Source organism: Puerhibacterium puerhi (assembly GCF_009846865.1).
GTDB lineage: Bacteria > Actinomycetota > Actinomycetes > Actinomycetales > Cellulomonadaceae > Puerhibacterium > Puerhibacterium puerhi.
Genome location: NZ_WUWN01000020.1, coordinates 43668 through 57055, shown reverse-complemented (window position 1 = coordinate 57055; position 13388 = coordinate 43668). Strand labels below are relative to the sequence as shown.

12 protein-coding genes are annotated in these 13388 nt (G+C 77.7%); 4 read left to right on the top strand and 8 right to left on the bottom strand.

Annotated elements, in window-relative coordinates; translation table 11 throughout:
- A partial coding sequence (locus GSF02_RS11975; RefSeq protein ID WP_159796528.1) for a sigma-70 family RNA polymerase sigma factor occupies positions 1-888 on the bottom strand: 888 nt, incomplete at its 3' end.
- A gap of 259 nt (positions 889-1147) precedes the next feature.
- Between GSF02_RS11975 and GSF02_RS11970 the strand changes: the two genes are divergently transcribed.
- Entirely contained in the window at positions 1148-1555 is a 408-nt protein-coding gene (locus GSF02_RS11970) for a YciI family protein (RefSeq protein WP_201308897.1), read from the top strand.
- A gap of 7 nt (positions 1556-1562) precedes the next feature.
- The gene (locus GSF02_RS11965; protein WP_159796522.1) at positions 1563-2708 is read left to right on the top strand and encodes an RNA polymerase sigma factor; all 1146 of its coding nucleotides are present in this window, start codon (positions 1563-1565) and stop codon (positions 2706-2708) included.
- 49 nt (positions 2709-2757) lie between these two features.
- Here the strand turns inward: GSF02_RS11965 and GSF02_RS11960 are convergent, their stop codons facing one another.
- The 5 genes from GSF02_RS11960 to GSF02_RS11940 form a co-directional block, all read right to left on the bottom strand.
- Positions 2758-4638 carry an FtsX-like permease family protein gene (locus GSF02_RS11960; RefSeq protein ID WP_159796519.1) on the bottom strand — a complete coding sequence of 627 codons (1881 nt, stop codon included), beginning with the start codon at positions 4636-4638 and terminating at the stop codon, positions 2758-2760.
- Entirely contained in the window at positions 4635-5393 is a 759-nt protein-coding gene (locus GSF02_RS11955) for an ABC transporter ATP-binding protein (protein WP_159796516.1), read from the bottom strand. The genes GSF02_RS11960 and GSF02_RS11955 overlap by 4 nt, the downstream gene beginning before the upstream one ends.
- 111 nt (positions 5394-5504) lie before the next feature.
- Positions 5505-6185: a response regulator gene (locus GSF02_RS11950; protein WP_159796513.1), complete on the bottom strand. Its 681-nt coding sequence runs from the start codon at positions 6183-6185 to the stop codon at positions 5505-5507.
- The gene (locus tag GSF02_RS11945) at positions 6182-7468 is read right to left on the bottom strand and encodes a sensor histidine kinase (RefSeq protein ID WP_159796510.1); all 1287 of its coding nucleotides are present in this window, start codon (positions 7466-7468) and stop codon (positions 6182-6184) included. Before GSF02_RS11945 ends, GSF02_RS11950 begins: the two co-directional genes overlap by 4 nt.
- Before the next feature lie 132 nt (positions 7469-7600).
- A complete protein-coding gene (locus GSF02_RS11940) occupies positions 7601-8812 on the bottom strand; it encodes an MFS transporter (RefSeq protein ID WP_159796507.1) in 1212 nt (403 codons plus the stop codon).
- Positions 8813-8893: 81 nt separating this feature from the next.
- Between GSF02_RS11940 and GSF02_RS11935 the strand changes: the two genes are divergently transcribed.
- Both GSF02_RS11935 and GSF02_RS11930 read left to right on the top strand, forming a co-directional pair.
- Positions 8894-9490 (top strand): TetR/AcrR family transcriptional regulator, encoded by a 597-nt coding sequence (locus GSF02_RS11935; protein ID WP_159796504.1) that lies wholly within the window; start codon positions 8894-8896, stop codon positions 9488-9490.
- Between the two features lie 170 nt (positions 9491-9660).
- On the top strand, positions 9661-9927 hold the full coding sequence (locus GSF02_RS11930) for a DUF6457 domain-containing protein (protein WP_159796501.1): 267 nt from the start codon (positions 9661-9663) through the stop codon (positions 9925-9927).
- A gap of 10 nt (positions 9928-9937) precedes the next feature.
- Here the strand turns inward: GSF02_RS11930 and GSF02_RS11925 are convergent, their stop codons facing one another.
- Complete coding sequence (locus GSF02_RS11925; protein WP_159796498.1) at positions 9938-10594, bottom strand: DUF6226 family protein; 657 nt, start codon at positions 10592-10594, stop codon at positions 9938-9940.
- A 155-nt stretch (positions 10595-10749) separates the two neighbouring features.
- Complete coding sequence (locus GSF02_RS11920; RefSeq protein WP_159796495.1) at positions 10750-13287, bottom strand: MMPL family transporter; 2538 nt, start codon at positions 13285-13287, stop codon at positions 10750-10752.
- Between the last annotated feature and the right edge of the window lie 101 nt (positions 13288-13388).

Sequence of the window (13388 nt, the reverse complement as noted above, 5' to 3'; positions counted from 1 at the left end):
CGACGCGCCGGGCTCCGGGGCGGGCGGTGCCGCCGGGGCCGCGGTCGCGGCGGGTGCCGGCGCCGGCACCGCCGGCAGCGCCGGCACCGTCGTCGGCGACGAGGTGTCGGTGCTCGACGTCGGCAGGGTCCCGGCCGTCTCCCGCAGCTCGCGCGCGACCGCCGTGCAGGACGCGCACGTGGCGAGGTGCTCGGCGACGCGGGCGGCCTCCCGCCGGCCGAGCACCTGGCGCTCGTGGGCGGCCAGCCGCTCCATGGTCGCCCGGCACGGGTCCTCGGCGGCGTCGTGGTTGACGTGCGCCTGCAGCCACGCGGTCCGCAGCCCCTCGCGCGCCCGGTAGGACAGGGCGGCGGCCGCGTTGGCGCTGATGCCGAGGCGGGCCGCCAGCTCGCGCGCCGGCAGGCCCTCGACCTCGGTGTACCAGAGGGTCTCCTGCCACTCGGGGCGCAGGCTGCGGAAGGCGGTCTGCACGATCGTCCGCTCGAGCATGGCGTCCTCGCGCGGCACGCGGACGTCCGGCTGGTCGGGCACGTCGTCGACGCTCTGCTGGGCCTGCAGCGCCTGCCCCCAGTCGGACGCGACCCGGCGGATCACCGCGTAGAGGTAGGGGCGGAACTCGCCCACCGGGCCGTTGCCGCGTCGCACCGCCGCGAGGATCCGGACGAACGCCTCCTGGACCACGTCGTCGGCGCTCAGCGTCTGCGAGATCCGGCGCGCGGCGCCGCGGCCCGCCACGTGGTGGCGGCGCCACAGCTCCGCGTAGGCGTCGTCGTCACCCGCCCGCAGCCGGGCCACGAGCTCGAGCTCGTCGTCGGCGTCCGGCCGCGGCGCCGCCGTGGCGGGCACACGCGCCACCACGTCGGGGGAGGAGGTCAGCAGCGGGGCCATGAGCAGCCTCTCGGTCGGTCGTCGTTGGGCTGCGTCAAGACTTCGGCCCCCGCCTCAAGGCCTGGCCCAATCTCGGCGCCGGAGCCTCAAGATGCGGCTTTGCACTCTTGAGGCACCTCAGGCTCCTGCGGGGGACGCCCGAGCGGGCGAACGGTCGGCCGCGGCGCCGGCGTCCGGGGCGATGTCGAGAACCCGCCCCCGGCTCCGTCCCCGGGGTGAGCGCGGCCACAATGGGCCGTACCGCACCGAGGAGGACGCGATGGCCAAGTACCTGCTGCTGAAGCACTACCGAGGGGCGCCCGCGCCGGTCAACGACGTGCCGATGGACCGGTGGACCCCCGACGAGATCGACGCGCACATGCGGTACATGCGGGACTTCGCCGCCCGCCTGGAGGCCAGCGGCGAGTACGTCGACGGGCAGGCGCTCGCGCCCGAGGGCACGTTCGTCCGCTACGACGGCGAGGGCCGGCCGCCGGTCACGGACGGGCCCTTCCCCGAGACCAAGGACCTGATCGCCGGGTGGATGGTGATCGACGTCGACAGCTACGACCGGGCGGTCGAGCTGGCCGGCGAGCTCTCCGCCGCCCCCGGCGCCGGCGGCGCGCCGATCCACGAGTGGCTCGAGCTGCGGCCGGTCCTCGCCGAGCAGCGCACCGCCACGGAGTGAGGCCGGGGTGGACGAGGTCCTGCTGCGGGCGGTCGTCCCCACGGTGATCGGCGTCCTCGTCCGCCGCGGCGCACCGTTCGCGGCGGCCGAGGACGCCGTCCAGGACGCGCTCGTCGAGGCCGTGCGGACGTGGTCCGCCCACCCGCCGCGCGACCCCCAGGGGTGGCTCGTCACGGTCGCGTGGCGGCGATACCTCGACGCGGTGCGCGCCGAGGACTCCCGGCGGCGGCGCGAGGAGCGGGTCGAGGCCGAGCCCGCGCCGGCCCCGGCCGGCCACCGCGACGACACGCTGCAGCTGTACTTCCTGTGCGCCCACCCGTCGCTCACGCCGGCGTCGGCGGTCGCGCTCACGCTGCGCGCCGTCGGTGGCCTGAGCACGCGCCAGATCGCGCGGGCGTACCTCGTGCCCGAGGCCACCATGGCGCAGCGGATCAGCCGTGCCAAGCGCACGGTCGCCGGCGTGCGGTTCGACCAGCCCGGCGACGTGCGCACGGTGCTGCGCGTGCTGTACCTCGTGTTCAACGAGGGCTACTCGGGCGACGTCGACCTCGCCGCCGAGGCGATCCGGCTGGCGCGCCAGCTCGCGGCCCGGGTCGACGACCCCGAGGCGGCCGGGCTGCTGGCGCTGATGCTGCTGCACCACGCCCGGCGTGCGGCGCGCACCCGGCCCGACAGGGTCCTGGTGCCGCTCGCCGAGCAGGACCGCGGCCGCTGGGACACGGCGCAGATCGCCGAGGGCGTGGGCATCCTGCAGGCGGCGCTCGCCCGCGACCGGCTGGGGGAGTACCAGGCCCAGGCAGCGATCGCGGCGCTGCACGCGGACGCCCGCACGGTCGAGGAGACCGACTGGGTGCAGGTCGTCGAGTGGTACGACGAGCTGGTCCGGCTCACCGACAGCCCCGTGGCGCGGCTCAACCGCGCCGTGGCGCTGGGGGAGGCCGACGGGCCGCGCGCGGGCCTCGCCGCGCTCGCGCAGCTGGACCCGGCGCTGCCCCGCCACGCCGCGGTCGCCGCCCACCTGCACGAGCGGGACGGTGACCTCGCGACGGCGGCGCGGCTGTACGCCGAGGCGGCCCGCGCGGCGAGCACCGTGCCCGAGCGCGACCACCTGACGCGCCAGGCCGCCCGGCTCCACGCCGCCCTGCGCGCCTGACCCCGGGCCGGCCTCACCGCGCTCACCGCGCTCACCGCGCTCACCGCGCTCACCGCGTGCGCACCGTGCGCGGGGGCGCGGTGAGGCGCCAGACCGCCGTCGGGATCGTGAGCGCGGCGACGACGGCGGCGGCCAGCGAGAACCCGCCCCACGCGCGCAGGTCGAGCGCGGGTACCGGCGTGCCGAGCAGGCCGTAGCCCGCGCCCGCGAGGGCGGGCAGCACCGCCACCGTGCCGACGGCGACCGCGGTGACCACCACCAGGAGGGTCTCCAGGGCCGCCATCGCCATCAGCTGCGGCCGCGTCGCGCCCGTGCGCCGCAGCAGGGCGAGCTCGCCCCGCCGGCCCGCGGTCGACGCCGCCAGCGTGCCGGCCGCGGCCGCCGCGACGAACCCGAGCAGGGACAGCAGCAGGACCAGCGAGAGGCGCTGGCCGGCCGCGGCGTCGTCGGCGGCGTCGCCGGCATAGGTCCGGCCGTCCACGGCGCGCAGCCCGAGCCCGGCGATCGCGGCGCGCACTGCCGGGCCGGACCCGGGGTCGGTCGCGACGAGCACGGCGTCGACGGTCCCGCCGGCCGTCGCCCCGGCGACGAGGAGGTCGCCGAACGCGAGCCCGCGGTCGTAGACGGCGACGACGGTGGCCCGCTCGGCGGCCGCGCCGGGGCGCCGGACGTCGACAGTGTCGCCGACGCCCTTGCCGGTGAACGCCAGCGCCTCGGCGCTCACGGCGACCGTCCCGGGCCCGTCGAGGTCGGCCAGCGTGCCCGCCCGGACGCCCGGGTCGAGCAGCGGCGCGCCGCCGACGGCGCGCAGCGCGGTCGGCTCCCACTGCAGACCGTCCAGCCACGGCAGGTCCTCGTCCGGCCCCTCGATCCGCACGGCGGCCTCCACCTGGGCCGTGGTCGCCGTCGCCGCGACGCCGGGCAGCGCCTCGATCGCCGCCGCCTGCGCGGGGGTCACGCCGTCCGGGGACACGGCGACGAGGTCCGCGCGTACCCCGGCGCGCAGCTGCTCCGCGGTCGCCGCGGCGACCGCGCCGTCGACGCCCGTCTGCACGGTGCCCACGGCGACGAGCAGGGCGAGGGGCACGACGGCGCCGCTGAGCCGGCGGGAGAACCCCCGCGCGTTGGCCACGGCGAGGGTCAGGGCGGCGTGCGAGGAGCCGCGGGTCGCGGCGGCGACGCGCGCCGCGGCCGCGCGCTCCAGGAGCGGCCCCGCGAGCCCTGCGGCGACGACGAGCAGCACGGCGGACGTGACCCCGGCGGCCGTCCCGAGCATCCCCGGGACGACGAACGGCGTGCCGGCCGCCAGGACGCCCGCCCCGGCGGTGGCTGCCGCGGCGGCGCGCCGGCCCCGGGGGAGCCCCGCCGGGTCGACGGCGCTCCGGCGCACCGCGGCGGTCGGGCTCACGCGGGTCACCTCGCGCGCGGCCAGGCGCGCGGCCCCGAGCGCCGCGGGCGCCAGCACGGCGAGCGCCGCGACGACCGGGGTCACCGACGGGCCGAGGGCGGCGCCGGCGGGCAGCACGCCGGCGGAGCGCAGCAGCGGGCCCAGCCGCGGGGCGAGCAGCGTGCCCGCCGCGGCGCCCAGGGGCGCCAGGAGCACCAGGAGCGCGAGCGTCTCGGCGCCGACCATGCGGTGCACCTGGCGCGGCGTGGCGCCCACGGTGCACAGCAGGGCGAGCTCGTGCCGGCGCCGCCGCAGCGCCGCGGACAGCACGGTGGTCACCACGAGCACGGTGACCAGCAGCACGGTGCCGGCGAACGAGCCCGCGACGCTGCTCAGCAGCGGCAGGTCGTCCCGCAGGCCGGCCTCCAGCCAGGCCGCCGTGGCGGCCAGCAGGGCGGCGGCGAGCACCACGACCGCGGCCGGGGCCGTGAACCCGGGACGGTTGACGACGAGGACGGAGCGCAGGGCCGCGCGCGCGGTCATCGCCCCAGCCCCAGGACGCGGGCGGCGACCTGCTCGACGGTGGGGTCGACCAGCTGGCCCCGGAACCGCCCGTCGGCGAGGAACAGCACCTGGTCGGCGAACGCGGCGGCGCGCGGGTCGTGCGTCACGAGCACGAGCGTCTGGCCGAACCGGTGGGCCGTCGAGCGCAGCAGACGCAGGATCGCGTCGGCGGTGCTGCCGTCCAGCGCCCCGGTCGGCTCGTCCGCGAAGACGACGTCGGGCCGGGCGACCAGCGCACGCGCGATCGCGACGCGCTGCGCCTGGCCGCCCGACAGCTCGCCCGGGAGGCGCTCCGAGAGCCCCTCCAGCCCGACCGCGGCGAGCAGCTCGCGCAGCCACGCCTCGTCCGGGCGCGTCCCGGCCAGCGTCAGGGGCAGCCGGACGTTCTCGGCCACGGTGAGGTGGCCGATCAGGTTGTAGCCCTGGAACACGAACCCGACGTGCTCGCGCCGGAAGCGGGTCACCGCGTCCGGGGACAGGGCCGTCAGGTCGACGTCGCCGACGACGACGCGGCCGCTCGTGGGCCGGTCCAGCCCGGCGGCGCAGGTGAGGAACGTCGACTTGCCGGACCCCGACGGGCCCATGACCGCGACGAACGCGCCGGCGGGGACGGTCAGGGACACCCCGTCCAGCGCGACGACCGGCGTCGGGCCGCCGGGATAGGTCTTGACGACCTGCTCGAGCCGCACGGCCGTCGTCGTGCGGCTGCGGGGGAGGGTGGGGGCGGGAGGCATGCGGGCTCCTCGGCGAGGGGGACTGTGGCGTCCTCGACGCTAGGAGGCCCCGCGCGCCCGCCCCAGCCCCGCAGGGTGGAACCTGGCGCCTTGCATCCTTCGACGGAGGCGTCAGCGCCCCGCGTCCGGCCCGGGGACCGTGACCACGCGGTTCTGGTAGGCCCACACGACGGCCTGGAGCCGGGAGCGGACGCCGAGCTTGGGCAGCATCCGGGCCAGGTGCGACTTGACGGTCGAGACCTCCACGACGAGCGCGGCGGCGATCTCCTCGTTGGACATGCCCTGCGCCAGGTGGAGCAGCACGTCCCGCTCCCGGGCGGTGAGCAGGCCGTCGGCGACCCGCCCGGAGACCGGCTGGAGCCGCCGCCGGTCGACGAACTCCCGGATGACGCGCCGGGTCAGCGAGTGGTCCAGCGTGCCGTTGCCGGCCGCCACCTGCCGGACGGCGCGCACGATCGTGTCCGGGTCGGCGTCCTTGAGCAGGAACCCCGACGCGCCGGCCTCGAGCGCGCCGAACACGTAGTCGTCCAGGTCGAAGGTGGTCAGCATGAGCACCGGCACCTGCGGGTCGGCCCCCGGGCCGCACAGGCGGCGCGCCACCTCGATCCCGTCGGGCCCGGGCATGCGGACGTCCAGGCACGCCACGTCGGGGCGCAGCCGCTGCGCCAGCTCGAGCGCCTCGGCGCCGTCGGCGGCGGCGCCGACCACCTCGAGGTCGGGCTCGGCGCCGAGCAGGGCGGCCAGGCCCGCGCGGGACAGGGGCTGGTCGTCGGCGACCAGGACGCGGATCACGACCGGCCTCCCGCGGCGGCTGCCCACGACGGACGTGCCTCGCGCGGCAGGTCGAGCCGCACCTCCCAGCCGCCCGCGGCCGTGGGCCCGTACCGCAGGTCGGCGCCGACCAGGTCGGCGCGCTCGCGCATGCCCCGCAGGCCGAAGCCGCCCGCGGAGGTGCGGCCGACCGCGGGCGCCGGGGCGGGCGCGTTGACCACGCGCACCACCACGCGCTCGTCGGCGGTGTCGTCGACCTCGACGACGCACGCGGCGCCGGGGGCGTGCAGCGCAGCGTTGGCCAGGGCCTCCTGCACGGTGCGGTAGGCGGCCAGCTGCGCGAGCGGTCCGACGCCCGCGCCCGGTGCGCGGCGGTCGCCCGGCAGCACGCGCAGCTCGACCGGGGCCCGGTCCCGGGCGCGCTCGACGAGCTCGCGCACGGTGGCGAGCGACTCGACCGCCCGGGGCGCCTCGGCGTCGTCGCGCAGCAGGCCCACGAGCCGGCGCAGGTCGTCGAGGACGGCGGTGCTCTGGGCCCGCACCTGGCGGGCCGCCTCGTGCGCCCGGGCCGGCGCGGTGTCGATCTGCCGGTCGATCGCCGCGGCCATGAGGGCGATCCCGGACAGGTGGTGGGCCGCGATGTCGTGCAGCTCGCGCGCCATCGCCGTGCGCTCGCGGGCGACGGCGGCCTGCACGAGCGCGTCGCGCTCGGCGCTGCGGGCCCGCTGCTCCGCCCGGCGCGCCTCGCGCACGTCGCGGCGGGCCCGCACGACCAGGGCCACGAGCAGCGGGCCCCCGACGATCGCCACGGACTGGACGACGGCGGCGAGCACGGCCGTGACCGCGGTGAGGCCCTCGGCGCGCACGCCGTCGACGACCTCGCCCGCCAGGACCAGCAGGGCGGCGCCGGCGAGGGCGGTCCGCAGGCGGCCGACGGGCGTGCGCAGGGCGGCGAGGAGCACCGCGGCGAGCACCGCGACGCTCGTCAGGCCGTAGACGCCGGCAGGCGCGGTCCAGGAGAGCGCGGCGCCCACGGCTGCGACCGCCACGAGGATCGTGGCGGGGGCGGTGCGCACCCACGCCAGCAGCGCCCCCTGCAGGACGAGGCCCGCGGCGAACGCCCACCAGCCCAGCTCGCCCGGCGTCACCCGCACCAGGCCCGCCGCCTCGGGATCGGCCGCGACGAGGACGGGCACGGCCAGCAGGAGCGCGACCGACGACGCCGCGCAGGCGGCGCCGATCGCGACGTCCGCGCGGCGCGGCGCGCGCCGGGGTGCGCCCGGAGCCGTGCTCTGGTCACTCATGCGCAGCCTCCTGGAGCTCGTCCCTGTGCCGGGTCGGGGCCAGTATCGCCCGGCGCCGTCGTCGAGCCGTCCCGAGCCGGCGCCGAGCAGCCCCGGGCGGCCCGGGCGGCCCCGGTCGGCCAGGTCGGCCCGTCAGACCCGCTCGGACGCGTCCACCGGCGCCGGCGCGCCCGCCGGCTGCGGCGCGCGCGCCGCCGGCGTGATGAACGCCGCGGCGGCGACGAGGACCAGGACGACGATCAGCGCGTGCCGCAGGCCGAGGTGCTCGCCGAGGAAGCCCAGCACCGGTGGGCCGACGAGGAACGCGACGTAGCCGATGGTCGCCGCGAGCGACACGCGGGCCGCGGCGTGCTCGCCGGAGTCGCCGGCCGCCGACAGCGCGACCGGGAACCCGAGCGAGGCGCCGAGGCCCCACAGCAGCGCGGCCCCGGCGGCCACCCACTGGTGGTCGACGAAGATCACCAGCGCCAGGCCGGCGGCCCCGACGAGCGCGCTGACGCACAGCACGGCCACCCGGCCGAACCGGTCGACGAACGTGCCGCCGACGAACCGTCCCAGGGTCATCGCGGCGGCGAACAGGGCGTACACCGCCGAGCCGAGCGCGGCGTCGAAGCCGTGGCCGTCGACCATGACCAGCGGCAGCCAGTCGTTCGCGGTGCCCTCCGCCATCGCCAGGGCGAGGATGATCCCGCCGATCAGCAGCAGGCGCGTGTCCCGCCACACGGCCGGGCGCGGCGCGGGCGCGGCGACGCCGTCCGCCGCGCGCGGACGCCGGCCCACGCCGGCCGGGACCACCCGGACCGCCACGAGCAGCGCGGCGACCACGACGACGGCGACGACGGCGAGGTGCACGCCGACGGGGAACCGAACGGCGGTGAGCACCATGCCGGCGCCGGCGCCGACCACCGTGCCGAGGCTGAAGAAGCCGTGCATGGCGGGCATCGTGGAGCGGCCGAGCCCGCGCTCGACCTCCGCACCCTCGACGTTGAGGGCGACCTCGCCGCCGCCCATGCCGAACCCGAAGACGCCCAGGCCGAGCGCCACGAGGGCGCCCGACCCGAGCGCCGCGCCGGCGCCGATGACCGCCGCGCCCGCGGCGACGGCGAGCGTGCCGACGGTCATCACCGGCCGCGTGCCCCACCGGGCGACGAGGGGCCCGGAGGACAGGATGCCGATCATGGACCCTGCGGACAGGCCGAAGAGGATCAGGCCCATCTGCGCCGTCGAGGCGCCGACGAGGTCGCGGACGTCCGGGGTGCGGGTCACCCAGGAGGAGATGGTGATCCCGGGCAGGAAGAACAGCGCGAACACCGCGTTGCGGCGCGCGCGGAGACTGGCGGTCACGGGGGCTCCACGGGCTGGGCGAGCAAGGCTGTACAAGCGTACACACTCGCCGTCGGGCGGCAGGTCGGGGAGGATGGGCACGTGAGCGGAACCCGCCGGGAGGTGCCCAACGACCCCGGCCGCAAGGAGCGCATCCTCGACGCCGCGCTGGACGTCGTGGCGGAGCTCGGCGTGCCGGGTACCACGCACCGCCGGATCGCCGCCCGCGCCGAGGTGCCGCTGGGGTCCCTGACCTACTACTTCGACGGCCTGGAGGACCTGCTCGGCCAGGCGTTCGAGCGGCTGTCGACCGGGATGTCCGCGACCTACCGCCGGACGCTCGAGGCCGCCCGCACGCCTGCGGAGGCCGAGGAGGCGGTCGTCGACCTGATCTGCGGGCCGCGCTACGCGACGGCGCGCGAGATGACGCTGATCTTCGAGATGTACGCGTACGCCAACCACCACGCCGGCGTGGGCGCGACGGCGCGCGCCTGGGTGCTGCGCAGCCGCGAGAGCCTGGGCCTGCACTTCCCCGAGCCGGTCTGCCGCGCCCTCGACGTGCTCGTCGAGGGCTGGCCCATCCACCGGGCGTTCGACGCCGGGCCGCCCGACCGGGCGCTCGTCGCCGCCACGGTCCGCGCCATCGTCGGCGGCCTCACGGGCGGGCCCGGCGGCCCGCCGGCCGCCGACGAGGGCTGACCGATGGCCGTCACGCCGTCCCGCGACGAGCGACCCGTACCTGGGTCCGCGCCCGCCGGAGCCCGGGCCGGCCGTGCGACGGTCCACCGGCGGGCCGACCATGGTGGAGGTCGCCGAGCCCCGGCGAGCGCGATCCAGCACGCCGACACGTGGCGAGCGGAGGGACCCTGATGGCCTCGACCCCCGACGAGCTGGCCGCCTGGGTGGCGCACGTGGCCGTGCGGCTCGGCGTGCCGGAGGACGCGATCGACGTCGACGCGCTGGTCGGGCTCGCCGACGAGGTCTCCGACCACGTCGCCCGGCCGGCCGGCCCGCTGACCACGTTCCTGCTCGGCTACGCCCTCGCCGCCGGGGACGGTGACGCCACCCGGCTGCGGATCGTCGCGCAGGACCTGTCGCGGATCGCGGCCTCGTGGGCGGACCGCGACGTGTCGTGACACCAAGGAGCTAGGCGTCGGCCGCCGCCCGGGCCCAGGGCTGCCAGCGGCCGCCCGGCAGCGCCGCGAGGCGCTCGCGGGCGGCGAGGAGCTGCGCGCGCGGACCGCTGCGACGTCCCTCGCCCGAGCGCGTGCCGCCGGGGACGGAGAGCGCGTGGCCGACCCAGAATTGGCGGCCGAGCCGGCCGCCGCGGACCCACTCGTGCAGGCTGCCGGTCACCACCGCGCCGACGGTCTCCTCGAGGTCCTCGACGACCCGCTCGAGCGGGTCGTCGCAGGCGTCGCAGCCGCAGACGGGGAACGGCTCGACGAGCAGGGCGCCCGCCTCGACGACGACACCGGGCAGGTCGGTCCGCACGACGGTCAGCGGTGCGGCGTCGGGAGAGCTGGGCGTCAGGCGGGCCGCGCGCAGGGCGCGGTCGGCCGCCGGCCCGCGCAGGTCCCGCGGTCCGACGGTGGCCACCTCCACCGCGTAGGTCGCCGCCAGGTGGGCGACGAGCGCGTCGGCGACGTCGTGCAGCGGGGCGAACCGCTCCGGGTGCTCGGCGACCGAGTACGCCGCCTCGGGCGGGCCGTCGAGGTGGTCCCAGCGGTGGCCGTAGGGGATCGGGCGCCCGGCGGCGTCGGTGAAGACCTGTCGCGGGAGGTCCGGTCGCACGTAGGCCATGGCCGATCCTCTCAGGCGCCGGCCTCGCCGGCGCCCACCTCCGCCGCGCCCACGTCGACCTGCGCGCCGAGCAGCTGCCAGGCGCGCGCGGCGCACGACGGCGCCCGCCCCGCCGCCCGGTGCGGGCGGCGGGGCGGGCGCGCGGTGCGCGGCGGTCAGGCCCGCGGCGGCTCCGACGCCGCGGCCTCGGCCTGCGCGGCGGGCTCAACGGCGTCGTGGTGCGGGTGGCGCCGCTCGAGCGAGGCGCCCTCCACGTCGACGTCCGGCAGCAGGCGGTCGAGCCAGCGCGGCAGCCACCACGCCTTGTCGCCGGCCAGGTGCATGAGCGCGGGGACGATGAGCATCCGCACTCCGAAGGCGTCGACAAGGACGCCGAACGCCAGCGCGAACCCGATCGGCCGGATCATCGCCGAGTGGGAGAACATGAACCCGCCGAAGACGGAGATCATGATCAGCGCCGCGGCGACGACCACCGCCCGGCCGGCCCGCACGCCCTGGACCACCGCGAGGCGGGCCGGCGCGCCGTGGGCGTAGGCCTCGCGCATGCCCGAGGTCAGGAACAGCATGTAGTCCATCGCCAGGCCGAACAGGATGCCGACCAGGATCGTGGGCAGGAAGTTGAGGATCGGGCCCGGCGTCTCGACGCCGAACAGGCCTGCCAGGTTGCCCCACTGGTAGATCCACACGGTGCCGCCGAGCGTGGCGAAGTAGCTCAGCACGAACCCGAGCGTCGCGATCACCGGCACGTACAGCGACCGGAACACCAGGACCAGGATGAGCAGCGACAGCCCGACGACGACCGCCAGGTAGGTGGGCAGGGCGTCGGCGAGCTTGTCGGAGATGTCGACGTTGCCGCTGGCGGAGCCGGCCACGCCGAGCTCGCTGACCCCGTCGAGGTCCAGGCCCCGCAGCGTGTGCACGAGCCGCTCCGTCGACTCGCTCGTCGGGCCCTCGGCCGGCACGACCTGGAACGCCAGCAGGCTGTTGTCCTCCGCGGCGCCGATCGGGGCGACCGCTACGACGTCGTCCTGCTCGTGGAGCCGCTCGGCGACGGCGAGCCGGCGCCCGGCCACCGCGTCGTCGTCGAGTCCGGCGGGCAGGTCCGCCACCACCAGCAGGGTGCCGTTCTGCCCCTCGCCGAACTTCTCGGCGACCGTGGCGTAGGCCTGGTACTGGGTGGAGTCGTGCGCCTCCGACGACCCGTCGGGCAGGTTGAGCCGCAGGTCCAGGGCCGGGAGGGCCACCACGGCGAGCGCGCCGACGCCGACCACGACACGCAGCACGGCGCGGCCGGTGCGCATCGGCGCGGGCCGGGCGACGGGCGCCGCCTGGGCGGCACCGGCGGTGCTCGCGGGCGCGGCGCCGCGGGAGGTGAGGGCGGCGCGCTCGGTGCGCGACAGCACGCGCGGGCCCACCAGGCGCAGGACGGCGGGCGTGAACGTCACGGCCACGAGCACGGCCACGGCGATGCACAGCGCGCCGGCCGAGCCCATGAGGCCGAGGAACGGGATGCCGGTGACGTTGAGCGCCAGGAGTGCGATGAGCACGGTGGCGCCGGCGAAGACGACGGCGTTGCCGGAGGTGCCGTTGGCCAGCGCGATCGACTCGTCGACGTCGTAGCCGTCCTTGAGCTGGCGGCGATGGCGGTTGACGATGAACAGCGTGTAGTCGATGCCCACCGCGAGCCCGAGCATCAGGCCCAGGATCGGGGTCACCGAGGCCATCTGCACCACGCCGGAGAGCGCCATCGTGGCCATCGCGCCGACGCCGACGCCGATGAGGGCGTTGAGGATCGGCAGGCCCGCTGCCACCAGCGTGCCGAGCATGACGACCAGCACGACGGCGGCGACGACCAGGCCGACCGCCTCGCCGGGGCCGAAGACGCTCGGCACGGCCTCGAGCAGCTCGGACGAGGCGTCCACCTGGACGCCGTCGATCGGCGCGGCGTCGAACGCGTCGAGCACGCCCTGCTTGGCCCCGCTGGACACGTCGAGCTGCGGCTCGGTGAACGCCACGGTCACGATCGCTGCCGAGCCGTCCTGCGAGACCGTGCGGATCCCGTCGGCGAGCTCCAGGAGCCGGGCCCCGTCCTCCAGGGCGGCGGCCTGCTCCTCGAGCTGCGCGGCCTGCTCCTCGAGCTCCGCGCGCCCCGCGTCGAGCTGGGCCTGCTGGGCGTCCAGCTGCGGCGCCGCCGTCGCGGCCTGGCCCGCGACCTCGGCCTGCTGGCGGGCGGCGTCCAGCTGCGCCTGGCCGCCGTCGAGCTGCTCGCGGCCCGCGGCGACCTGCTCGCGGCCGGAGGCGATCTGGGCGCGGCCGTCGGCGACCTGCTGCGCCTGCTTCGCCAGCTCGGCCTCGGTGGTGAACGGGTCGACGACCTGGGCCACGCCGTCGACGCCGGCCGCCTGCGCGACGCGGTCGACGATCTCCGCCCGCTGCGCCTCGGTGAACGCGGCGCCGTCCGTGGTGCGCAGCACGACGCGGCCGGTGCCGCCGGAGGCGTCCGGCAGGGCGTCCTGCAGCTTCTGGGTCACCTGGGCGGTGGGCGTGCCGGGGATGTCGAAGCTCGAGGCGAGCGTGCCGCCGAACAGGGCGAACGCCCCGCCGGCGAGCACGAGCACCGCCGCCCACGCGGCGATGACGGCCCGGGCGTGGCGAGCGCAGGCGCGCCCCACCCGGTAGAGGAGCTCAGCCATGGTGACCTTTCGGATCGATCGGGGGAGTCGGGAGGAAGGCGTCAGGACGGGGGGCGCCGGGGCGGGGGCGCCGCGGCGCGGACCGCGGTGTCAGGCGGGCC